Genomic DNA, 22516 nt, shown 5'->3' on the forward strand with positions numbered 1-22516 from the left:
CGCGGCGCGGGCGATTACACTGCGGGTTCGACCACGAATTGCGCCGCCACGATCTGCCAACCCGCGTCCGACAGCCCCATCGTCGCGGCCAGCACGGCCCCGACACGGCCCGCATCCGAGCCATCCGCATGCACGATTCCCGATAGCACAAAGCGCTGGATCACCACGCAGGCCTCTGATCCGATAGGGCGCATCTTGACGCGCCCCGTCACGAGGCGCGCGCGCGCGAACGCCCCGCTTAACTCGCCCGCCAGCAATTCGGCGATTTCCTCGCGCCCGACCGCTGCGCCGCCGGTGAGCGATAGAAAATCTGCATCCGGCACGAAATAGCTCGCCAGCGTCAGCGCATCGCGCGCCCCCCAAGATCGTGCGAAGGCGCGCGGCAGATCATCGGGCGTCTCAAAGCTCATGCATTTTGCTCCACCAGCTTGCCGGGGTTGAGGATGTTTTGCGGATCAAGCGCGGCTTTAAGCGTGCCCATCACATCCCAGCCCGCCCCGTGTTCGGCGCGCATATAGCCGATCTTGCCCATGCCGATACCGTGCTCGCCGGTGACCGTGCCGCCCATCTCAAGCGCGCGCTTGGCCATCTTGCCAGCCACGTCCTTGGCGCGTTTGAATTCGTCTTCATCATTGGGATCAAGCAGCATCACCGAGTGGAAATTCCCGTCGCCCACATGGCCCACCATCGGCCCGATCAGCCCCGCTGCCGCGATTTCATCCGCCATCTCGGCCACGGCCTCGGCGAGCCGCGAGATCGGCACGCAGATATCGGTCACCAACCCCATGCAGCCGGGCCGATGCGCGATCGAGGCCGGATAGGCGCCATGACGCATCCGCCAAAGCTTGTTGCGATCCTCGGTCGTGGTGGCCCATTGGAAATCGGCCCCGCCCATATCTGCCACCACCTCGCCAAAGCGTTCCGACGCCTCGGCCACCGCCGCGTCCGAGCCGTGAAACTCGATCATCAGATGCGGCTTGGCGGGGAAATTAGTGCCATTCGCCTCGTTGAAAATCTCGGCCGTGAGTGCGTCGACAAATTCGATCCGCGCCATCGGAATGCCCATCTGGATCGTCAGCTGCACGGTTTCGACCGCCGCCTCCAGCGTCTCAAAGGCGCAGACCGCCGATGAGATCGCCTCGGGCTGACCGTGCAGGCGCAGGGTCAGCTCGGTGATGATGCCCAAAGTGCCCTCGGATCCCACCATCAGCGCGGTCAAATCATAGCCAGCGGCAGATTTCTTGGCGCGGCTTCCGGTGCGAATGATGCGCCCGTCTGCCAGCACGACCTCAAGCGCCGCCACATTGTCGCGCATCGAGCCATAGCGCACCGTCGTTGTGCCCGAGGCCCGCGTCGCCGCCATTCCGCCAAGCGAAGCATTCGCGCCCGGATCGACGGGAAAAAACAGCCCCGTCGCGCGCAGATCGTCGTTCAGCGCCATACGCGTCACGCCGGGCTGAACCCGCACCTGCATATCCGCATCCAACACTTCGAGCACGCGGTTCATCCGGCTCATGTCCAGACTGATCCCGCCGCACAACGGCACTGCATGCCCCTCAAGCGAGGTGCCTGTGCCCCAAGGCGTAATCGCCACATCATGGGCGGCACAGATTTTCACCAGTTCCGCGACCTCTTGCGTGGTCTCGGGATAGGCCACGGCATCGGGCGGGCAGAAGGGAAACCAGGTCTCATTGCGCCCATGCTGATCGCGATCCCCGGCCGAGCGATTCAACCGTTCCCCCAACAGCGATTCGAGCGCGCTCAACGCCTCAGAAAATGCCATGTCCCAGTCTCCTTTAGATGCTGCCCAAGTCTTAGGCGTCTGCGCTTGCACTGGGAAGGGGGGCTGGAAAAACTCGGCGGTTTTTGTCTCGGATCAAGGATTTGTCACGGTTTAGGGGCTAGGTGAAAGCAGCGCGACCCGTCAAGGTGGGCGCGCCGAAAAGGAACAGGAGACCGCGATGATTTTGGAAAGCCGGAAATGGGATGAGATGGAGGTCGGCCAGAGCGCAGAGCTGAAACGGCTGTGCACGGCGGATGACTTTTACGTCTTTGCCGCGGCTTCGGGCAATCACAACCCGGTCCATCTTGAGGCCGAGGACGGCGATGGTGACGGGGTGCGCGAGGCCTATGCGCCGGGCATGTTCGTGGCCTCGCTGATCACGGCGGTGCTGGGCAATCTGCTGCCCGGTCCCGGCACGCTCTATCGCTCGCAGATGCTGAACTTTCATGATCACGCGATGGCAGGCCAAGAGCTGTGCGCGCGCGTCGAGGTGGTGGAAAAACTGGCCGATGGCGCGGTGCGCTTTGCCACGCAGGTGACGCGCGTGTCCGATGGCGCGCTGATCGTGGATGGTATGGCCGAGGTGTTCGCCCCCAAGAAGCACCTGAAATTCGACGCGCTCGAAGTGCCCGGCCTGATCAGCCAGCGCCATCGCCATTTCGAGAAACTGCTTGAGCGCGCCGAGCCGCTGCCCGATCTGGTCACCGCCGTGGTCTGTCCCGAGGAACCCGCCTCGCTGGAGGGCGCGATTCTAGCTGCTGAGCGGCGCATCATCGAGCCGCTGTTGATCGGGGATCCTGAACGGATCATGCGGGCCGCAGCGGATTGTGGACTTGATGCGACCCGCTTTGAAATTCTTCCCGCCGAGAACGCCCGCGACGCAGCGCGCCTTGCCGTGCAACTGGTGCATGAGGGGCGTGCGGGGGCGATCATGAAGGGCCATCTGCATACCGACACGCTGCTCAAGCCGATGCTGGACAAGGCGACCGGGCTGCGCACGGGACGCCGCTTTACCCATGTCTTCGTGATGGATGTGCCCGGTATCTCGCACCCGCTGATCGTCACCGATGCCGCCATCAACATCGCGCCCGATCTGGTGACCAAGGTCGATATCGTGCAAAACGCAATCGATGTGGCGATCTCGATCGGCATTGCCGTGCCCAAGGTGGGCGTGCTGAGCGCGGTAGAGACCGTAACGCCCTCGATCCCGTCCTCGCTGGATGCCGCCTTGCTGTCCAAAATGGCCGAGCGCGGGCAGATCACCGGCGGTGAGGTGGATGGTCCTTTGGCGATGGACAATGCGGTGGATCTGGGGGCCGCGCGCATCAAGGGGTTGCGTGGTCAGGTCGCTGGTCGCGCCGAGGTTCTGGTCGCGCCGGGCATTGATTCCGCCAATATGCTGGCCAAGCAACTGGCCTATATTTCGCATGCCGAAGGAGCGGGGTTGGTGCTGGGGGCAAAGGTGCCGGTGATCCTCAATTCGCGCTCAGATAGTGCTATGGCGCGGCTGGCCTCGGCGGCGGTGGCCTCAATCCATTACCACCGGATGCGGGGGGAACAGGAATGACGCGCGCTATTCTGACGCTGAATTCGGGGTCTTCCTCGCTCAAGCTGGGGCTGTTTGACGAAGATCTCAATGCGCTGGCGATGGGCCATGTCGATCGGATCGGGCGCCGTGAGGCGGCGATGAAATTGACGGGATCGGATGGCGCGCCGCTGCCGCTGCCCGAGACCGCCCCCGAGGCCTTCGCCACAAACGCCGCCGCGCTAAAGACCGCGCTGGCCGCCTTTCACGCCGATTTTGAGCGCCTCGAAATCGTCGCGGTTGGCCATCGCGTGGTGCATGGCGGGATCGATCACGCCGCCCCCGAAAGGGTGACGCCCGCGCTGATCAAGGATCTTGCGCGGCTCGCCCCGTTTGCGCCCTTGCACCAACCCCACAACCTCGCCGGGATTCGCGCCGCAATCGACGCCTTCCCCGGGGTGCCCCAGATCGTTTGCTATGATACGGCCTTCCATCGCGGCCATCCATTTGTGTCGGACGTCTACGCCCTGCCGCGCGCCTATTATGACAAGGGCGTGCGCCGCTACGGGTTTCACGGGCTGAGCTATGACTATATCAACGGTGAATTGGCGCGTCGCGAACCGGGGCTTCATGCGGGGCGCGTGGTGGTGGCGCATCTGGGATCGGGCGCGTCGATCTGCGCGCTCAAGGGCGGTAAATCGATCGCCTCCAGCCTTGGGTTTTCGGCGCTGGATGGTCTGCCCATGGGCACCCGCTCGGGCGAGTTGGACCCGGGCGTCGTACTGTATCTTATGGATCAGGAAGGGATGAGCGCCGCTGATATTTCGGACCTGCTCTATAAGAAATCAGGGCTGCTCGGCCTGTCGGGCATCTCCAATGACATGCGCACGCTCGAGGCAAGCGATCATCCACATGCCGCCCAAGCCATCGCCTATTTCGCGTTCCGCATCAAACGCGAGATCGGCGCGATGGCGGCCGCCTTGGGCGGTCTAGACGGGGTCGTGTTTTGCGGCGGGATCGGGGAAAATTCGGCGCGGCTACGCGCTGAAGTCTGCGCGGATATGGGCTGGCTTGGAATCGCACTTGATCCTCAAGCGAATGCGCAAGATGCCCCCGAGATCGGATCTGATCGGGTCCGCGTCTTGGTGATCCCGACGAATGAGGAAATCGTGATCGCGCGCGCGGCGCGTCAGGTGCTGAGCCAATAACTGATGCGGCTTGGGCCGACCTCCGGGACGCTCCGCGGGGAGTATTTAATGGCTAGATGAAAGCGACCTCCCTTTCATCTAGCTAGAAATACTCCCGCCGGAGGCATCCGAGATTTTCAACGCAGGGCCGCATTTAAAGCGGCGCGCAGGCGCTCTCCAGCCAGACTTTCGCAGCCGCGCTGACATGCGGGCCAATCTGATCAAGCACTTGCGCATGATAGGCGTTCAGCCAGATGCGCTCATCTGGTGAGAGCAGGCCCGAGTCGATCAGACGGCGCTCGATGGGCACCCAGGTGATCGTGTCAAAGCTGAGTTGGTCGCGATTGTCGCCTTTTGCGGGCGCAATCTGTGTGACGATCAGGTTTTCGATGCGGATGCCGAATTGTCCTTCGCGGTAATAACCGGGCTCGTTTGACAGGATCATGCCGGGTTCCAACGCGATTTCGGAGACCCGTGAGATCCGCGCGGGGCCCTCGTGCACACTTAGTGCTGCGCCCACGCCATGACCCGTGCCGTGATCGTAATCCCAGCCCTCGGCCCAAAGCGGTGCGCGGGCCAGAGCGTCAAGATGCGCCCCCGCGACCCCGCGTGGAAACCGCGCGCGCGACAGAGCGATCATGCCTTGCAGCACACGGGTGAAGGGCGCGCGAGCCTCGGGCGGCACGTCGCCCACGGCCACGGTGCGGGTGATGTCGGTCGTGCCATCGACATATTGCCCGCCCGAATCCACCAGCAGCAATTCGCCGGGGTTGACGGGGCGGTTGGTGGCCTCGTTGACGCGATAATGCACGATTGCGCCATTGCCGCCTGCGCCGCAGATCGTATCAAAGCTGATATCCAGCAAGGCGTTGGTATCGCGGCGGAACCCCTCTAGGGCGGTGACGACGGCAATTTCGTTCAGCTTGCCTTTGGGGGCCTCGGCATCCAGCCAAGCAAGAAATTCGACCATCGCGCAGGCATCGCGATGATGGGCGGTCTGCATGCCTGCGATTTCGGTCGCGTTCTTGCGCGCCTTGGGCAAAATGCAGGGATCGCGCGCCCATGTGATGTGGGTGTCGTGATCGGCCAGCCGCAGGCTGACCGCAAGGGGGGCTGTATCGGGATCGACCAGCACCGGGCCTTCGATCGCCTCAAGCGCCGCTTCGAATGCATGCGGGGGCAGAATGGCAATCTGATCGCCCAGATCGGCGCGCAGGCTGTCGTCGAACTTTGCGGCATCGGCAAACAGCTTGACCCGGCCATTGGCAAACAGCACCGCGAAGGCCTGCACCACCGGGTTGCGCGCAATATCGCTGCCACGAATGTTCAACAGCCAGCAGATCGAGTCGGGCAGGGTGAGGATAGCCGCTGCGACACCTTGGGCGCGCAAATCGGCGGCCAGACGCGCGCGTTTGTCAGCAGCCGTTTCGCCTGCGAATTCCGGTGGATGGAGGCGTGCGGGCTGGCTGGGCGGGGCAGGGCGGTCGGTCCAGATCGCGTCGATCAGATTGGCGCTCTCAATGAGGGCGATGCCGCTGCCTTCCAGATCGGCGCGGATCTTGGCGATCTCGGATTGGGTGTGCAGCCAGGGATCAAAGCCCACCGTCGCGCCCTCGGGCAGGTGGTCACGCAGCCAAGCGCCGGGTTTGACCTCGGGCCAGTTGACGGGGCTAAAATGGGCCAGATCGACCTCGGCGCGCACTTGCACGCGGTAGCGGCCATCGACGAACACGCCCGCCTGATCGCGGGTGGCGATGCAAAATCCGGCCGATCCGGTAAAGCCCGTCAGCCATGCCAAACGCGCATCGCAGGGGGCGACATATTCGCCCTGATGGGCATCGGCGCGGGGCACGATGAACCCGTCGAGATCGGCTTTGGCCATTGCGGCGCGCAAATCGGCCAGCCGGGGCGGGCCAAGCTCGGGGCGCGACTGCACCGAGAAATCCTGAAACATCACATTGCCTTTTTGATACCCAGCAGGCGCGCGCGCGCCCGCGGATCGCTGTCAAACAGACCGGCGAGTTGCTCGGTCATTGCGCCGGCCAATTGCTCGACATCAGTGATCGTGACGGCGTGCTGGTAATAGCGCGTCACGTCATGGCCGATCCCGATGGCGATCAGTTCGACCGCGCGGCGTTTTTCCACCATTGCGATCACGTCGCGCAGGTGTTTTTCAAGATAAATCGCGGGGTTGACGGACAAGGTTGAGTCATCCACCGGCGCGCCATCGGAAATCACCATCAGAATTTTGCGCGCTTCTGAACGCGCCATCATCCTGCGATGTGCCCATTCCAGCGCCTCGCCGTCGATGTTTTCCTTCAGCAACCCTTCCTTCATCATCAGGCCCAGATTGGTGCGCGTGCGGCGCATCGGGGCATCGGCGCGCTTGTAGATGATGTGACGCAGGTCGTTCAGGCGACCGGGCGATTGCGGGCGCCCATCAGCGAGCCATTTCTCGCGCGATTGCCCACCTTTCCACGCCCGCGTGGTAAAGCCGAGGATCTCGACCTTCACGTCGCAGCGCTCGAGGGTGCGCGCCAGAACATCGGCGCAGATCGCGGCAATCGAGATCGGGCGGCCCCGCATCGAACCGGAATTGTCCAGCAGCAGCGTCACCACGGTGTCGCGAAACTCGGTATCCTTCTCGACCTTGAAGGACAGCGGCATCGTCGGGTTGGCAACCACGCGCGCCAAGCGGCCCGCGTCAAGCATGCCTTCTTCGCGGTCAAACTCCCACGAGCGGCTTTGCTGGGCTTGCAGGCGGCGCTGCAACTTGTTGGCGAGGCGCGACACGGCCCCTTTCAGCGGTTCCAACTGCTGATCGAGATAAAGACGCAGGCGTTCCAACTCGGCGGGTTCGGCCAGATCCTCGGCGGCGATTTCCTCGTCGAACGCGGTTGAATAGACCGTGTAATTCGGATCGGCAGCGGAATGGGGCGGCGGCGGCGGGGGCTCCAGTGGCGCATCGGCCTGAGGCATGTCCACCTCGTCGCCCATCTCCTGATCGGCGAGATCGTCGGAACTGACGGTCGTCTGGCTTTGATCTTGCTGGGTTTCCTGACTGGATTCAGGCGCGGCGTCGGCGTCGTCTTCCTCGCTTTCGTCGCGGCCCTGATTGTCGCCCTGCTCGTCGTCTTGCTGGGCTTGATTGTCGTCCTCGCCCTCGTCCCCGGCCTCTTCGTCGGGATCGTCACCCAGTTGATCGCCATAGCCCAGATCGGCGATCACCTTGCGCGCCATACGCGCGAACGCCGCCTGATCTGAGAGAACGTGATCGACGCCCTCCAGATCATCGCCTGCCGATTGCTCGATGAAGGGGCGCCACAGATCAAGCACATTTGCAGCGCCTGCGGGCAATTTGCGCCCCGTCGCCAATTCGCGCACGAAATAGCCCGCCGCGACCGACAAGGGGGCCTCTTCGGGAGCGCGAATCTGGGCATAGCCCTTGCGCTCGGCCTCATGTGCGATCTTGGCGTCGATATTGGTCAGCGTGCCGGGCATGTCGCGCGCGCCCAAAGCCTCGCAGCGCGCGGTTTCCATCGCCTCATAAATCGAGGCCGCCAGTTCGCCCGTGGGCGCATAGCGGGCGTCGATTTTCGCATTGTGGTGGCGACGGCGCATCGCCAGCGCATCTGCGGTGCCGCGCGCCAGCAGCACCTCGTCGCGCGTCATTCGGCGCGACACCTGCGGCAGGCGCATCGTGTCAGAGGTCATCCCAGAAGGGTCGACCGAATAGCTCACCGTCAATTCAGGCGCATCGGCCATCGTTTTGGTGGCCTCGGCCAGCGCCTTCTTGAACGGATCAGCGGGGTTATCGGAGGGCTTGCTCATATCCCAGATAAAGCACCGCTCGGGCGCGCCCGCAAGAGGGGGCAAGGGTTCCCTGCAAATGCGCGCGCTCCCGGTTCAGGGGCGCACAGTCTGCGGGGTTGGAACGTGGCCTGCTAAACCTAATATCTTGTTTGAGAATTTCGCCTGCCGTCCCGCGCAGGCCAGAGGCAAAACAGGAGAGCGCTATGACGGATAAACTCAAAATCGGGATCGTTGTGGGCACCACGCGCGACGGGCGCTTTGCTGATCGGGCGTTGGAGTGGTTCGAGGGCAAGATCGCGGCGCGCGATGATCTGACCTATGAGGTGTTGGATCTGCGTGACGCTGCCTTGCCGTTCTTTGATGAGGTCGCTCCGCCTGCTGCCAAGCCCGTGACCAACGTCGCCGCGCAGGCGTGGGAGAAAAAGCTTGAGGAATGCGATGGCTTCATCGTGCTCACGGCGGAATATAACCACTCGATCCCGGCCACGATCAAGAACGCCTTTGATTATGCCTTCAAGGGCTGGCATCGCAAACCGATTGGCACGGTGGGCTATGGCGGTGTGGGCGCGGCGCGCGCGGTCGAGCATTTGCGCCTGATCGCGGTGAATTTCGGCATGGTGCCGGTGCGCGGCGCAGTCACGATTGGCGGCGCGGATTTCGTAAAGGCCAGCCAAGGCACGCCGATTGGCGAGCTGGGCGATCACCTGAACGGACCCACCAAAGAACTGCTGGACGATATGGTGTTCTGGGGGCGCGCGGCGAAATGGGCCAAGGCCAACGTCTGAGGTTAAACCCGCCACAGTATGAAACGCCCGGTCGCAAGGCCGGGCGTTTCGCACATTGTCGCGAGTCTAGCGGTCGAAAATCTGCTGACAGATACCGGGAATGAAATCCGGGCCCAGCTTGCTTGCATCAAAGGCGCGCAGGTCTTGCTGGCCTTTTTTGGTCTGGCTATCGAGCGTGATCTCATAGCCGCCCGTAAGCAGATTGACGTCGCACGCGCCCTGAGATTCGGGGTCGATACGGTCGTAATATTGATAGCTGTAGCCCGAGACGACGAACTGCTCGTCGCGCCAAGCAATGGAAAACGTGGATTCCCAAGGTGTGCGGCCAAAGCCGATCTGTTCTTGGTGCAGCGAGAAGGTCGAGGGCGAGAGCGCGGCCAAACTGGGGGTCTGCCCGCCACCCTGACCCGAGAACACCACGCGCGTGAGCGTCAGCGCAGGCTTCAGGCCATAGACCGCATCGCCAAGGTAGATCGTCAAATCGGCGGCATCGCTATCATTTTGCGTCAGCGTGGCGGCATCAGGGAGCCCGTCGCCGTTCCAGTCGCCCGACAGCGCCGCGATCAGATCGCCCGGTTTGGCCGGGACACTGGTGTCTTGCGCCGCCGCAAGAGCAGGGGCGAGCCCCAACACCAGTGCCGCCAGCGCCCGGATCACTTTGCCATCGCAGCCGCAGATTCGGGCAGTTCTTCGTCAAACAGGCGCTGGTAGAACTCGGCGACGGTCTGGCGCTCCAGCTCGTCGCATTTGTTCAGGAAGGACAGGCGGAACGCATAGCCGATATTGTTGAAGATGCGCGCGTTCTGCGCCCATGCGATCACCGTGCGCGGGCTCATGACGGTGGACAGATCGCCATTCATGAACGCCGTGCGCGTCAGATCGGCGACGGTCACCATCTGGCTGATCGTCTTGCGCCCGGTCTCGGTGTTGTATTGCGGGTTTTTCGACAAAACGATGGCGACCTCGGCGTCATGGCTGAGATAGTTCAGCGTCGACACCAGACTCCAGCGGTCCATCTGGCCTTGGTTGATCTGCTGTGTGCCGTGATACAGGCCCGTCGTGTCGCCCAGACCCACGGTGTTGGAAGTCGCAAACAGCCGGAAATAGGGGTTCGGCGTGATCACCTCGTTTTGATCCAGCAGCGTCAGCTTGCCATCGGCTTCCAGCACGCGCTGGATCACGAACATCACATCCGCGCGCCCCGCGTCGTATTCGTCAAACACGATCGCGGTCGGGTTGCGCAGCGCCCAAGGCAGGATGCCCTCGTGGAACACCGTGACCTGCTTGCCATCGACCAGCTTGATCGCATCCTTGCCGATCAGGTCGATCCGGCTGACATGACTATCAAGGTTGACGCGCACGCAGGGCCAGTTCAGCCGCGCAGCCACCTGCTCAATATGGGTGGATTTGCCCGTGCCGTGATAGCCCTGAATCATCACCCGGCGGTTATAGGCAAAACCTGCCAAAATCGCCAAGGTGGTGTCGGGATCGAACTTATAGGTGGAATCGATGGCAGGCACGCGCTCGCTGGTTTCGGCGAATGCCTTGACCTTCATATCGGACTCGACGCCGAAAACTTCTCGGATATCAACCTCTTCAGTCGGTTTGGCGTTCTGATCGAGCATCTCGGGCGTCCTTTCCTTGCTTGACGCGATTTGTGGACCATCAGCGAGAGGGGTTCAAGAGCCGCAATTGTCTCAGTTACACGCGGCTCGGCCCGTTCCCGCCACCTCACGGGTGTTTCGGTTGACCGGGATTGCGCATGCGATAGAAAGACCCCCAAGCAAAAGGTGGCCAAATGCAACATTTCGAATACAAAGTCATTCCCGCCCCGGCGCGGGGAGAAAAAGAGCGTGGGCTGAAGACCGGGATCGATCGGTTTGCCCATACCCTGTCGGGTTTGATGAACGACATGGCCGTGCAGGGCTGGGAGTATCTGCGCGCCGAGACCCTGCCTGCCGAAGAGCGCACGGGCCTCACGGGCAAGACCACCGTCTATCACAACCTGCTGGTGTTTCGCCGCGCGCTGTCGCTGGAACCCGCGCAGGGGATCGGCGCACATCTGAGCAGCCATGACACGGCTGCAAATGTCGAAGGCGCGCCCAAGGTCGCCCCGAAAGTGAGCCTGATGGCTGAGGGCGAGAAACCGGCCGAGCGTAGCCTGAAGGCCGAAGCGCCTGAAGGGCGTGCGCCCAGCCTGCGCGCCAGCCGGTCCGAGGACGACAGCTAAGAGATTGGGCGCACGCGCTTGGGTGAGAGACGCCTGATAGGGTATTGATCTGGCAAGAAAATCCGCCTGTAAGGCGGTGGCTGGGCCTATTCTTGGGCCGCGCGCGTCGCTCCTTCGTCTTTCTTTGCAGGAAACAAGGGCGAACCGGGCGCGTCGAGGTGCAATTCTTGCGGATCGGCGTTTTTGTTTGGCTCAAAGGGCTCGCCCCCTTCCCTCAAGCGCTATTTCCACTAAACTGCGTGGCCCGACTCGGCGTGTAGGTCCACTCGCTTTCACCGAACCAGGCATCGGGCAGAACAAGAGGCAAGCATGAGCAAGAGCGATCCTTTCGGGTTCAATATTTCGGCCGCCGCCGACAAGAAGCGCCGCTCTAAGGGGCGCCGTGGCATGTCAGGCGCGTTTGAATCGTCCACCCGCGTGTGCGATCACGCAGGCTGCGAAGAACCCGGCAAATACCGCGCGCCCAAAAGTCCAAAAGTGTTGGATGATTACTATTGGTTCTGCAAAGACCATGTGCGCGATTACAATTTGAACTGGAACTATTTCCAAGGCCAGTCCGAGGAAGAATTCCAGAATTTCCTTGATAATGCGACGGTGTGGGAACGCCCGACCAAGCCATTTTCCAAGGCCAAAGAGGAACAGGGCTGGGCGCGTCACGGCATTTCCGACCCCCATGAGATGCTGGGCGTGAATGCCACGCTCAATCCGGGTCGCTCGCTGGGGCGCAAATTGCCGCCGACGGAAAAGCGCGCGCTGGATATTCTCGATCTGCGCGACAGCACCACAAAGGCGGATATTCGCAAGACCTACAAGGCGCTGATCAAGGTGCTGCACCCCGATATGAATGGTGGGGATCGTTCTCAGGAAGACATGCTGCAAGAGGTGCTTTGGGCTTGGGAACAGCTTAAAGAAAGCCGCAACTTCAAGTAAGGTTCGGGGCTTGGGCCGGGTATGAAAAGGGGCGCCGTGTGGCGCCCTTTTTAATGCTTGGTGCGCAGCTATTGCCCGCTCGCGCCTTTGAAGATGCGGGCTCGTGACCGGGGGCTTACGTAGCCGCCTTATCTGCCTTCTTTTTCTTCTTCTTGCCGCTCGATTTCGGGGCGCTGCGCGCAGGATCGATCTGGGTGGCCAGCGCTTCAGGGGTGAGCCGTGACAGTGCGCTCATATGGCCTGCGACGGCATCCAGCACCTCGCACAGGGCCGCTGCGCGCGGATCGGCGCTGCGGGTTTCCAGCGCGGCCAACTGATCGCGCGCAGGTCCGATCACGCGGCGCGCGCGTTCGCCCAGCACCAGCCGTGCCAGTTCCCACGGATCGGCGGGGGCGACGAAAAATTCCTTGCGCGAGCCCGGCGTGCGCGCGCTTTGGATCAGCCCGGCCTCGCGCAGCTCTTTCAGCGCAACCGAGATGTTAGAGCGCGACAATCCAAGTTGATCGACCAGATCCTCGGCGCTGGGCGCTTGTGCGGCGCGCCAGATCGCCCCAAAACAGCGCCCCGCCGGACGGCTCAGCCCAAAACGCGGAGCAATTTCGCCAAAGCTGTCAGACAGATCCAGATCGGTCATGAGGCTGGCTCCCTTCAGCGGTTGCGGGCTTGGGCCAGCCCTGCGATCAGCGCGGCCTCACCATCGCCCAACGTGACCTGTGCACCTTGGCTTTGCAAGGCGCGCAGGCAAACCTCGCCCCAGCCCGGAGCGGTGGGTGAGCTGAGCGCCAGCACGGGCTGGCCAAGCCACCACGGGCGCGTTGCGGCCAATTCCAGCCCCAGAACCGCCCCCGCCGCGCGCTCTGATTGTCCGTTCAGCGCCAGCGCGCCAAGATCGCGGCTGGCCCGTTCGGGGCGTGACAGCGCGTCGCTAAGGGCGGCGTCAAACGCAGTCCCCGCGTCCAGTTCAGCGCCAAGCCCCGCCAGTATCGCCGCCGATCCGGCCCGCGCCGCGCTGACGACTTCGCCCGCCGAGATATGCGCCCAAAGCGCAGTTGCGCCGCAAATCCAGATCACCCCGTCAAATTGCGGTGCGCCCGCCAGAATGCCCGCGATGCGCGCAGCCTCGGGCGGGGTTATCGGGTCACGCGGCTGGGTTTGCAGCAAGCCGGGCAGGGCGGGCAGGGCGCGATCCGCGATTTCTGCCACGGGCCAAGCCCCCTCGGGCAGCGGCGTGCAAGGCAGCGCGCGCGTCTCAAGCCCGACAGAGGCGGCGGCCAGCACCACCTCTGTTTGGGGATCGGTCTGGGGCAAAAGCGGGCGCGGCGATGGGTTGGTGCGCGACCCTGTGATCGCGCCCGTGCCATCCACGCTGAGAGCACGCCAGCGCCCGGCTTCTTCTATTAATGCAATCCAATCAGTCATTGGATGCAGATGGCATGCCTACGCGGCCAGATCAATCCTGCGAGGACAGGCAGGTGGTGATCGTGTCGGCGGTCTTTTGCATCAGCGCTTCATACAGGCCCGGCCCATAGGTCAGCGAACTGCCCGAAGGATCCAGCGCGCCGCCCAGCTTGACGGGCGTGCCGTCGACCAGAATATCGACCATTTTGGGATCATGCTGTGCCTCGGGGAAGGCGCAATAGATCTTGGCCGCCGGGACGGTTGCTGTCGCTTCCTTGCGCAGGCTGATCATATGCGCCGCCCCGGGTGCGGTTGCATCACTGGGCGAAAGCGCCCCTGCCACGTTGAGTTCGTAGTGATCCGCAAGATAGCCATAGGCGGCGTGATAGACGAGAAAGGCTTTGTCCTGCACCGGGGCAAATTGCGCCTTGATCCGGGTGTCCATCGCACTGATGCGTTCCTGGGCGGCTTTGGCATTGGCCGCATAGGTTTGGGCATGTTCGGGATCAAGCTTGCCCAGATCCTGCGCGATCAGGCCCAGCCAGACCTTGGCATTGTCGGGGTCAAGCCAGGCATGGGGGTCTGTATTGGCATCGGTTTGCGTCGCCTCGGTGGCGTGTGTGTCATGCGCGTCGTGGTCTTCGTCCTCATCCAGATCGGCGCTGTGATCATGGGGGTCGGCGGCGCTGAACTGGCGGGTATGCGAGCCGGGCGCGCCCAGCAAAGTCAGGGCATGATCCTGCGCGTTGATCCCGTTCAGCGCGCGCTCCAGCCACGGGGTCAGGCGCGGCCCGATCCATACGATCAGGCCCGCATCCTGCAGCGCCCCCGCTTGGCTTGGCTTGAGCTGATAGTGATGGGCGTCGGAATTCTGGCCCAGCAGCACTGAAGGCGTGCCCAAATTGCCCATCACCTGCGCGACAAGCGACTGCACCGGGGGGATATCCGTCACCACTTTGGGCACCTCGGCCTGAGCGAGGCTCGCAAATGTGCCAAAGGCGGCAATCGACAACGGAATTATGAAGCGCATCTGTCTCTCCTGAACTTGATCTCGGCGTTGATAGATGTATGTTATAAAATCACACGTCAAGTGAAAATGTGATAAGGTAACATATCAGTGGCCCAGCCTTGCGACCCGAAATCCCATGCAAACAGCGCTTTCGCGCCCCATGATCATGCCGGTTGCGCCGCAAGCACGCTGCATCGCGCGCAAGAGGTCGCACAGGAAAAAGGGGCGCGGCTGACCCCGGTGCGCCAGCGCGCGTTGGAGATTTTGCTTGAGGAGCATCGCGCGATGGGGGCCTATGAGGTGCTGGATCGGCTGGCGGCAGATGGCTTTGGTAATCAGCCCCCCGTGGCCTATCGCGCGCTGGAATTTCTGGTCGAGAACGGCTTGGCGCATCGGGTGCGTCGGCTCAATGCCTTTGCGGCCTGCATGCGGCCGGGCGAAGATCACGCGCCGGTTTTCCTGATTTGTCGCGACTGTGGCGAGGTCGCCGAGGCGGGCGCGGATGAGGTGCGCAGCGCCTTGCTCGCCGCCGCCGCACGCCATAATTTCACCGTCGAACGCGCCACGGTCGAGGCTTTGGGCCTGTGCCCGCGCTGTGCGCAAACACCCGAGGCCGAGGCATGAAAGACCTGATCACCGCGCAGGATCTATCCGTGCGCCATGGCGCGACCGAGGTGCTCTCAAACGTCAATTTCACCATTGCCCAGGGCGAGATCGTCACCGTGATCGGCCCCAACGGCTCGGGCAAATCCACGCTGATCCGCGCGCTGATCGGGCTGCAGCCTGCGGCAACCGGGCAGGTAGTCCGCGCGCCGGGGCTGGCGATTGGTTATGTTCCCCAAAAGCTGCATATCGACGCCAGCCTGCCGCTAACGGTGCGCCGGTTCTTGTCGCTGCCCAAGCGCGTCTCAAACGCACAGGCCCAAGAAGCGCTGGAGCGCACGGGCGTTGCAGGCCTTGGCGCGCGCCCGATTGCGCGCCTCTCAGGGGGGCAGTTTCAGCGCGTGCTTCTGGCGCGCGCCTTGCTGGTGGACCCTGAAATCCTGATTCTGGACGAGCCGACGCAAGGGCTTGATCAACCCGGCACGGCGGCGTTTTACAAGCTGATTGAAGAGGTGCGCGCGCAGACCGGGGCGGCGGTGTTGATGGTCAGCCATGATCTGCATGTGGTGATGTCGGCCTCGGACCGGGTGATTTGTCTCAACGGCCATGTCTGCTGTCAGGGCGCGCCCAAGGTGGTGGCCGAAGCACCGGAATATCGCGCGCTGTTTGGCATGGGCACGCGCGGGGCCTTTGCGCTGTATCAGCATGATCACGATCACGGGCATGAGGCGGGCGCCGAGGGTGCTGCTTGCAGCCATGAAGGGCATAAGCACGAACATGTTTGACGATTTTCTGATCCGCGCGGGGCTTGCCGGGATTGGCCTGACGCTGGCAACCGGGCCGCTGGGCGCATTCGTGGTGTGGCGGCGCATGGCCTATTTTGGCGATGCGACGGCGCATGCTGCGATCTTGGGCGTGGCGCTGAGTTTCGCCTTTGGTACCTCGGTTTATCTTGGCACGCTGGGCGTGGCGCTGGCGATGGCGCTGACGGTGGCGCGGCTGTCGGGGCGGGGCCATGCGATGGATACGATGCTGGGCGTGCTGGCCCATTCGGCGCTGGCGCTGGGGCTGCTGGCGGCCTCGTTCCAGACGGGGTTGCGCGTCGATCTGAGCGCGTGGCTGTTTGGCGATATTCTGGCGGTGTCGAAAACCGATCTGGTGATCGTGTGGGGCGGGGCGGCGGTGGTGCTTGCGCTGCTGGCATGGCGCTGGCAAGGGCTGCTGACGGCCACAATCAATGATGAATTGGCGATGGCCTCGGGCATTAATCCCAAACGCGAGCAACTGGTGCTGACGGTGGCGCTGGCGCTGACAGTAGCGGTCTCGATCAAGATCGTGGGGGCGTTGCTGATCGCAGCCCTGCTGATCGTGCCAGCCGCCAGCGCGCGTCAACTTGCGCGCAGCCCCGAGACGATGGCGGCGGGCGCGACGGGTGTCGGCATCGCGTCGGTGTTGCTGGGGCTCTGGGCCTCGATGCAGTTTGACACCCCCGCTGGCCCCTCGATCGTGTCCGCCGCGACGGTGATTTTCATGGTCTCGCTGCTGTTTCGGCGTCGCTAGCGATCAATGCGGGCGCGGATCTTGCGCGCCGGTGCGCCCGATTTGCGCTCGCGGTAAAACACATAAATTCCTGATGCGAGGATGATCGACGTGCCCAGTATCGTCAGCGCATCGGGAAAATTGCCAAAGACCAAATAGCCCACCAGCGTGGCCCCCAGAATCTCGAGATATTGCAGCGGAGCAAGTAGACTGGCCTCGACCTTGCTGAAGGCCAGAGTGATCAGCAAAAAGGTCAGCGCGATCAGCGCCCCCGAGGCAAATAGCGCCCCAAGCGCCCAGCCCGGCAGGGCCGATAGCGGCGTGGTGTGGCGCCCCATCAGCCCCAGCGCAAGCTGCGCCCCCCCGAGAATGGCCGCCCCCGACAGCGCCACCCCGATCTGAAACGACAGCGCCGAGCGGTGCTTGCGCGTAGCCTTGCGCAGCACGATCATATTGAGCGCATAAGCCAGCGCGCCAAGGGCTGGCAGCAAAACTACCGGCCCGAAAATCTCGAAATTCGGGCGGATTACGATCAGCGCGCCGATCAGCCCGATCGCCACCGCAATGTAGCGCCGCATCCCAGGTTTCTCACCCAGAAACGGGCCCGCGAGCAGCGTCAGCACCAAGGGCTCGATAAAGAAAATCGAGATCGCCGTGGCGATGGGCATGGTTCGATAGGCATAGATCAAGCATAGCGAGACCACCGCCACCAGCGCCCCGGACAGCACTGCAGGCCAAGACAGCACCGATCCCCGCAGCCCTTTGCGCGCCAAAAGCAGCAAGGGCAAAAACCAGATCGCCTGCGCCAATGTGCGCCAGACCGTTACGTCAAAGGGGGCGGCGAACCCGGTCAGCGTTTTGGAAATCGCATCGCCGATCGGAAGCAGCGCCATTGCTGCACACATCGCCATCATGCCGGCGATCTGGGAGGGCGCGGCGTCGGGCTGGGCGCTGAAATCGGCGTTGGACATTGAAACCTCCCGCAAATGCTCCGTGAAAACGGGGCAACATCTTTGATCCGGGCGTTCAGGATGGCTGTGAAACCTGCGGAGAGGCCGGGCGACGCCATCGCCCTTGCGGTCTTGGTTAGCGCCGGGTCGCGATTGCGTCAAGCCGGGCAGTCGGGAGCGGGCAGTCAGGGCAGGGGGCGCAACGCTCTGCGCCCCCAAAGCCTGGGTTAGTGATCGGTGACCGCTTTGCCGCCATTGGACAGCCGGTCGATGATCGTTTCGGTCGCCTGGTTCATGCCCACGACCTTCACATCGGTGCCTTGCATGCGGAACTTGCCCACCGCACGATCCAGTGCGGCCACCGAGGAAATGTCCCAGATATGGGCATGCGTTAGGTCGATCACGACGCGATCCAGTTTCTCGCGGAAATCAAAGGCGCGGTTGAATTCCTCGACCGTGGCGAAAAAGATCTGACCCTTGATGTAATAGGTGCGCAGGCGGTGTTCCTCGTTCAGACGCGAGGACATATCGGTCATCTTCGCGATCTTGCCGGCAAAGAAGATCCCCGACAGCAGCACGCCCACCAGCACCCCGATGGCGAGATTATGCGTGGCCACGACAAAGCCCACGGTGGCCAGCATCACGATATTGGAGGACATCGGCATCGTGCGCAGCTGGCCCAGCGAGGCCCAGCTGAACGTGCCAATCGACACCATGATCATGATCGCAACCAGCGCGGGCATCGGGATACGCCCGACCCATTCGCCCAGTACAACGCAAAAGATCAGCAGCGACACGCCCGCCACCAGCGTCGACAGGCGCTGGCGCCCGCCCGAGGTCACGTTGATCACCGACTGCCCGATCATCGCACAGCCCGCCATGCCGCCGACAAAACCGGTCGCAAAATTGGCGATGCCTTGGCCGTAACATTCTTGACGGCGATCTGAGATCGTGTCGGTCATCTCATCCACGATATTCTGCGTCATCAGGCTTTCGAGCAGCCCTACGACCGCCACGGCGACCGAATAGGGCAGGATGATTTGCAGCGTGTGCAGGTTGAACGGCACGTTGGGGATCAGGAAGGAGGGCAGCTCATCAGGCAACGCGCCCATATCCGAGACGGTGTGCACATCGCCCAAACCCAGCCCCATCGTGATCGCTGACAGCACCAAGATTGCGATCAGCGGCGAAGGGATCGCCCGAAACACGCGCGGCAGCAGATAGATGATCGCCAAGCCAGCCGCGACCAGCGCATAGGTGATCGGGGGCACTTTGGAGGGGTCCAACTCGGGCCATTGCGCCATGAAAATCATGATCGCGAGCGCGTTCACGAACCCCGTCATCACCGATTTCGACACGAAACGCATCACATGGCCCAAGTTCAGCAAGCCCGCGATCATCTGGATCACGCCCGCCAAAATCGTGGCCGCCAACAGGTAATCCAACCCGTGCTCGCGCACCAAGCTGCCCATCAACACCGCAGTGGCTGCCGTCGCCGCCGAGATCATCCCCGGCCGCCCACCGAAAAACGCGGTGATCGTGGCGATCATGAACGAGGCATAAAGCCCCACTTTCGGATCCACCCCGGCGATGATCGAAAACGCGATGGCCTCGGGGATCAGCGCCAGCGCGACGACAAGGCCGGACAGGATATCGGTGCGGACATTGCCGAACCATTGGGTCCGCCAGATTGAAAAGGTCATAGGACACTCCGGGAATGCAAAGGCCCGCAGCGGGGGAGGCGCGGGCCGAACGACGTCAATTTGAGGCTGGACATATCGCCGCAACGTCGAAAAGCCAAGCAAACCTTGGCGGATTTCAGAGAAACTTAAGGCCGGTTAAGCCGATGTGACGGGTTTATGCGCAAAATCTGCAAGGCTTGTGGCCAAATCGCCATAGCCAGTAAAGCGCCGTTCATAGCGCAGACCCAACCGCGCTGCCGCCTCGGCAGCCTTGGCATCAAGGGCTGGATCGTTGGTTTGCGCCTGATAGATCAGCCGGTCGTAATTGCCAAACATCATCTCGATCAGCTCGGGATGGCGATCAAACCCCATCGGGCGCCACACGAAAGCATCGAATTGGCGCACCAGAAAATCGGTGAGATAGAACGCGGTGATTTCATTCTCGGCAGTCTGGGCGAAGGCCTCATTTCCTTCAAAGAAGGAATAACAATGCGGCCCGGCGATCATCTCGACGCCCAGTTCCTTGCATTTTTCCAACAAGTGTCCGCCCGTGCCACAATCTGCGTAAACGACAAAAATATCATCGTAATCCGCGCGATGTTTGACCACCGCATCGGCCACCGCTTGGGTGATCTTATCGGGATACAGGTGGAGATTGGCGGGCAGGCAGGTCAGATCCAGATGATCCCAGCGATTGATCCGCTTGAGGTCCAAAATCTCTCGCGCCAACGCGCCACAGGCAATCAACAAAAGCCGACCAGAGCCTTGCGGGGCCAACCCGTCTTTGGACAGGATACTGTCCCCGGGAAGCTGGGTCATTCCACCCGTGCCATCAACCGCATCACACCCGCCGCAATCAGAACCATCAACCCCAGCGTCGCAATCGGCATGCCTGACATGGCAAACGCCCAAATCGTCACCCCGGCCATCACGATGACAAATACGATCAGCATAAGAAAATGTGGTAGCGGCATGCGCGGTCCCTCCATTGTTTTAAGTATGGGGCGCGCGAAGCCAAAGGAAAAGGCCCCGACGAAAAAAATCGGAGCCTTTTGTCAGGTCAAATGTCGCGGTCGCGCCGCGCAGGTGGGCAAGATCACGCCGAAAGTTGGTTATGCTTGCGTGCGATGAAATCCTTGGCCGTTTCCACCGCGACGGCAGCATCGCGGCAATAGGCATCTGCACCGATCGCGCGGCCGAATTCCTCATTCAGCGGCGCGCCGCCGACCAGAACGATGTAGTCGTCGCGAATGCCCTGTTCCTTCATCGTGTCGATCACGACTTTCATATAGGGCATCGTGGTGGTCAGCAGGGCCGACATGCCAATGATATCTGCGCCTTCGGCGGCTGCGGTCTCAAGATATTTCTCGACCGGGTTGTTAATGCCAAGGTCGATAATCTCAAATCCGGCCCCTTCCATCATCATCGCGACAAGATTCTTGCCGATGTCATGGATGTCGCCTTTGACCGTGCCGATGACCATCTTGCCCATGCGCGGGGCACCGGTCTCGATCAGCAGCGGCTTGAGAATTGACATGCCGCCCTTCATGGCATTCGCCGCCAGCAGCACTTCGGGGACAAACAAGATGCCATCGCGGAAATCATGCCCCACGATCGTCATGCCTGCGACCAGTGCCTTGGTCAGAATGTCATAGGGGGTCCAGCCACGATCCAGCAGGATATGGGTGGCCTCTTCGATCTCTTCCTTGAGACCGTCGTAAAGGTCGTCCATCATCTGCGCGGTCAGCTCGGCATCGTCGAGCTCGGAGAGGATGATGTCTTCGTTGTCTTCGGCCATGTGCCTGATCTCCTGATAGCCGCCTTGACCCTGTGGTGGGGCGCGTGGCCCGTCAAGTCTTGGCGAATTGCGACATACGCGGTGTTTCGTGCGACGTCACGCGCTGTTATGCGGTGGCGTCTTGGCAAACGTTCCTATTTCGTTCTAGATTGGCGGCATGAGTCTGCCATTCGATCTGCCGCCCACCGATCCCAACCTGCGACTGCGCGCGCGCGGTGCGGCCGCGCAGCCTGCGGGCCGGTTTGAACCCTATGCGCGGGCACCCGAGCATGACGGCTGGGACATCCCCGAGGAAGAGCGACTGGCGCGCACCGAGGTCAGTGTCGAGCGCCCGCGCTCTGTTATCACGCGCAACGACTCGCCCGATCTGCCCTTTGACCGCTCGCTCAACCCCTATCGCGGCTGCGAACATGGCTGCATCTATTGCTTTGCGCGCCCCAGCCATGGCTATCTGGGACTCTCGGCGGGGCTGGATTTTGAAACCCGGCTGGTGGCGCGCCCCGAGGCCCCGCGCGTGCTGGAGACGGAGCTGCGCAAACCGGGCTACAAGGTGCGCCCGATCGCGATTGGCACCAATACCGACCCCTACCAGCCGATCGAGCGAAAATGGGGTGTGATGCGCGGCGTGCTTGAGGTGTTGGCGGCCCATCGCCACCCCGTCGCCATCGTAACGCGCGGCTCGTTGATCTTGCGCGATCTGGATTTGCTGAGCGACATGGCTGCTGCTGGTCTGGTGCAGGTCGGTATCTCGATCACGACGCTCGATGCCAGCCTTGCGCGCGCAATGGAGCCGCGTGCCCCCAGCCCGCCGACGCGCATCCGCATGATCCGTGAACTCGCGCGCGCCGGTATCCCGGTGCGGGTGATGGCCGCGCCGATGATCCCCGGCCTCACCGATCACGAGCTCGAAGCGATTTTGACCGAGGCGCGCCGGGCCGGAGCCAAAGCCGCCTCGATGATGCCTTTGCGCTTGCCCCATGAGGTCGCGCCGCTGTTTGCCGATTGGCTGGAACGCCATCGCCCCGGTCAGGCCGCAAAGGTGCTTGGGCGCGTGCGCGATATGCGCGGTGGCAAGCTGAATGATCCGCGGTTTGGTACACGGATGAAGGGTGAGGGCGAGATGGCCGAGCTGCTCGCGCAGCGTTTCGCACTGTCGTGCAAGCGATTGGGGCTGGCGCGTGCCTTGCCCGATCTGGACTGCGCGCAATTCCACCTGCCCCCGCGCGCGGGCGATCAGTTTGAATTGTTCTGAAAGCACGGCCATGATCCAATCTCTCCCGCACC

Annotated in this window: 23 protein-coding genes; 9 read left to right on the forward strand and 14 right to left on the reverse strand. The window is 62.5% G+C overall.

The features are described 5' to 3' along the window. Positions 1–14 precede the first annotated feature (14 nt). Together AB4874_RS02565 and AB4874_RS02570 are read right to left on the reverse strand one after the other, a co-directional pair. Positions 15–410, reverse strand: coding sequence for a Cif family virulence factor (locus AB4874_RS02565; protein ID WP_368390818.1), 396 nt, complete (start codon positions 408–410; stop codon positions 15–17). Then, positions 407–1783: an FAD-binding oxidoreductase gene (locus tag AB4874_RS02570; protein WP_368390819.1), complete on the reverse strand. Its 1377-nt coding sequence runs from the start codon at positions 1781–1783 to the stop codon at positions 407–409. The genes AB4874_RS02565 and AB4874_RS02570 overlap by 4 nt, the downstream gene beginning before the upstream one ends. Positions 1784–1961: 178 nt before the next feature. Here AB4874_RS02570 and AB4874_RS02575 point away from each other — a divergent pair, with 178 nt between their 5' ends. Continuing rightward, complete coding sequence (locus tag AB4874_RS02575) at positions 1962–3350, forward strand: bifunctional enoyl-CoA hydratase/phosphate acetyltransferase (protein WP_368390820.1); 1389 nt, start codon at positions 1962–1964, stop codon at positions 3348–3350. Beyond that, on the forward strand, positions 3347–4516 hold the full coding sequence (locus AB4874_RS02580) for an acetate/propionate family kinase (RefSeq protein WP_368390821.1): 1170 nt from the start codon (positions 3347–3349) through the stop codon (positions 4514–4516). The genes AB4874_RS02575 and AB4874_RS02580 overlap by 4 nt, the downstream gene beginning before the upstream one ends. A gap of 133 nt (positions 4517–4649) precedes the next feature. Here the strand turns inward: AB4874_RS02580 and AB4874_RS02585 are convergent, their stop codons facing one another. Together AB4874_RS02585 and cobT are read right to left on the reverse strand one after the other, a co-directional pair. Further along, positions 4650–6449, reverse strand: a complete 1800-nt coding sequence (locus AB4874_RS02585) for an aminopeptidase P family protein (RefSeq protein ID WP_368390822.1) — start codon at positions 6447–6449, stop codon at positions 4650–4652. After that, positions 6449–8326, reverse strand: coding sequence for a cobaltochelatase subunit CobT (cobT, locus tag AB4874_RS02590; protein WP_295530363.1), 1878 nt, complete (start codon positions 8324–8326; stop codon positions 6449–6451). Before cobT ends, AB4874_RS02585 begins: the two co-directional genes overlap by 1 nt. 185 nt (positions 8327–8511) lie before the next feature. On the opposite strand from cobT, the gene AB4874_RS02595 reads away from it, so the two are divergent. Then, a complete protein-coding gene (locus tag AB4874_RS02595) occupies positions 8512–9093 on the forward strand; it encodes an NADPH-dependent FMN reductase (RefSeq protein WP_368390823.1) in 582 nt (193 codons plus the stop codon). A gap of 66 nt (positions 9094–9159) precedes the next feature. Here the strand turns inward: AB4874_RS02595 and AB4874_RS02600 are convergent, their stop codons facing one another. Both AB4874_RS02600 and cobS read right to left on the reverse strand, forming a co-directional pair. Further along, positions 9160–9750, reverse strand: coding sequence for a hypothetical protein (locus AB4874_RS02600; RefSeq protein ID WP_368390824.1), 591 nt, complete (start codon positions 9748–9750; stop codon positions 9160–9162). Then, positions 9747–10718 carry a cobaltochelatase subunit CobS gene (gene cobS, locus AB4874_RS02605; RefSeq protein WP_295530351.1) on the reverse strand — a complete coding sequence of 324 codons (972 nt, stop codon included), beginning with the start codon at positions 10716–10718 and terminating at the stop codon, positions 9747–9749. Before cobS ends, AB4874_RS02600 begins: the two co-directional genes overlap by 4 nt. A 173-nt stretch (positions 10719–10891) precedes the next feature. Between cobS and AB4874_RS02610 the strand changes: the two genes are divergently transcribed. Further along, positions 10892–11323 (forward strand): DUF4177 domain-containing protein, encoded by a 432-nt coding sequence (locus AB4874_RS02610; RefSeq protein ID WP_368390825.1) that lies wholly within the window; start codon positions 10892–10894, stop codon positions 11321–11323. Positions 11324–11632: 309 nt separating this feature from the next. After that, entirely contained in the window at positions 11633–12253 is a 621-nt protein-coding gene (locus tag AB4874_RS02615) for a J domain-containing protein (RefSeq protein ID WP_295530345.1), read from the forward strand. A 115-nt stretch (positions 12254–12368) separates the two neighbouring features. Here AB4874_RS02615 and AB4874_RS02620 read toward each other — a convergent pair whose 3' ends face one another. Genes AB4874_RS02620 through AB4874_RS02630 form a run of 3 tightly spaced genes read right to left on the reverse strand, consistent with a single transcriptional unit; the run spans position 12369 to position 14681 of the window. Beyond that, a complete protein-coding gene (locus tag AB4874_RS02620; RefSeq protein ID WP_368390826.1) occupies positions 12369–12887 on the reverse strand; it encodes a GbsR/MarR family transcriptional regulator in 519 nt (172 codons plus the stop codon). Between the two features lie 14 nt (positions 12888–12901). Further along, the gene (locus AB4874_RS02625; protein WP_368390827.1) at positions 12902–13672 is read right to left on the reverse strand and encodes a 2-dehydro-3-deoxygalactonokinase; all 771 of its coding nucleotides are present in this window, start codon (positions 13670–13672) and stop codon (positions 12902–12904) included. A 31-nt stretch (positions 13673–13703) separates the two neighbouring features. Then, positions 13704–14681, reverse strand: coding sequence for a zinc ABC transporter substrate-binding protein (locus AB4874_RS02630; protein ID WP_368390828.1), 978 nt, complete (start codon positions 14679–14681; stop codon positions 13704–13706). 87 nt (positions 14682–14768) lie between these two features. Here AB4874_RS02630 and AB4874_RS02635 point away from each other — a divergent pair, with 87 nt between their 5' ends. From AB4874_RS02635 to AB4874_RS02645, 3 genes are read left to right on the forward strand one after another with little or no spacing between them, the layout of a single operon-like run. Next, positions 14769–15284, forward strand: coding sequence for a Fur family transcriptional regulator (locus tag AB4874_RS02635; RefSeq protein ID WP_295530334.1), 516 nt, complete (start codon positions 14769–14771; stop codon positions 15282–15284). Then, positions 15281–16048 (forward strand): metal ABC transporter ATP-binding protein, encoded by a 768-nt coding sequence (locus tag AB4874_RS02640; RefSeq protein ID WP_295530332.1) that lies wholly within the window; start codon positions 15281–15283, stop codon positions 16046–16048. Before AB4874_RS02635 ends, AB4874_RS02640 begins: the two co-directional genes overlap by 4 nt. Next, entirely contained in the window at positions 16041–16823 is a 783-nt protein-coding gene (locus tag AB4874_RS02645) for a metal ABC transporter permease (RefSeq protein ID WP_295530329.1), read from the forward strand. The genes AB4874_RS02640 and AB4874_RS02645 overlap by 8 nt, the downstream gene beginning before the upstream one ends. Here the strand turns inward: AB4874_RS02645 and AB4874_RS02650 are convergent. The 5 genes from AB4874_RS02650 to AB4874_RS02670 all read right to left on the reverse strand — a co-directional run bounded on the left by AB4874_RS02650 (position 16820) and on the right by AB4874_RS02670 (position 21232). Continuing rightward, positions 16820–17773, reverse strand: a complete 954-nt coding sequence (locus AB4874_RS02650) for a DMT family transporter (protein ID WP_368390829.1) — start codon at positions 17771–17773, stop codon at positions 16820–16822. The two genes, AB4874_RS02645 and AB4874_RS02650, sit on opposite strands and share 4 nt — an antisense overlap. A 206-nt stretch (positions 17774–17979) precedes the next feature. Further along, positions 17980–19455: a SulP family inorganic anion transporter gene (locus AB4874_RS02655; RefSeq protein WP_368390830.1), complete on the reverse strand. Its 1476-nt coding sequence runs from the start codon at positions 19453–19455 to the stop codon at positions 17980–17982. A 135-nt stretch (positions 19456–19590) separates the two neighbouring features. Beyond that, on the reverse strand, positions 19591–20253 hold the full coding sequence (locus AB4874_RS02660) for a DUF1638 domain-containing protein (RefSeq protein WP_368390831.1): 663 nt from the start codon (positions 20251–20253) through the stop codon (positions 19591–19593). Further along, complete coding sequence (locus tag AB4874_RS02665; RefSeq protein ID WP_295530318.1) at positions 20250–20408, reverse strand: hypothetical protein; 159 nt, start codon at positions 20406–20408, stop codon at positions 20250–20252. Before AB4874_RS02665 ends, AB4874_RS02660 begins: the two co-directional genes overlap by 4 nt. Positions 20409–20530: 122 nt before the next feature. Further along, the gene (locus tag AB4874_RS02670) at positions 20531–21232 is read right to left on the reverse strand and encodes a corrinoid protein (protein ID WP_295530315.1); all 702 of its coding nucleotides are present in this window, start codon (positions 21230–21232) and stop codon (positions 20531–20533) included. 157 nt (positions 21233–21389) lie between these two features. Between AB4874_RS02670 and AB4874_RS02675 the strand changes: the two genes are divergently transcribed. Then, positions 21390–22484, forward strand: a complete 1095-nt coding sequence (locus tag AB4874_RS02675) for a PA0069 family radical SAM protein (RefSeq protein ID WP_368390832.1) — start codon at positions 21390–21392, stop codon at positions 22482–22484. Positions 22485–22516: the final 32 nt, after the last annotated feature.

Source organism: Thioclava arctica (genome assembly GCF_040892615.1).
Classification (GTDB): domain Bacteria; phylum Pseudomonadota; class Alphaproteobacteria; order Rhodobacterales; family Rhodobacteraceae; genus Thioclava; species Thioclava arctica.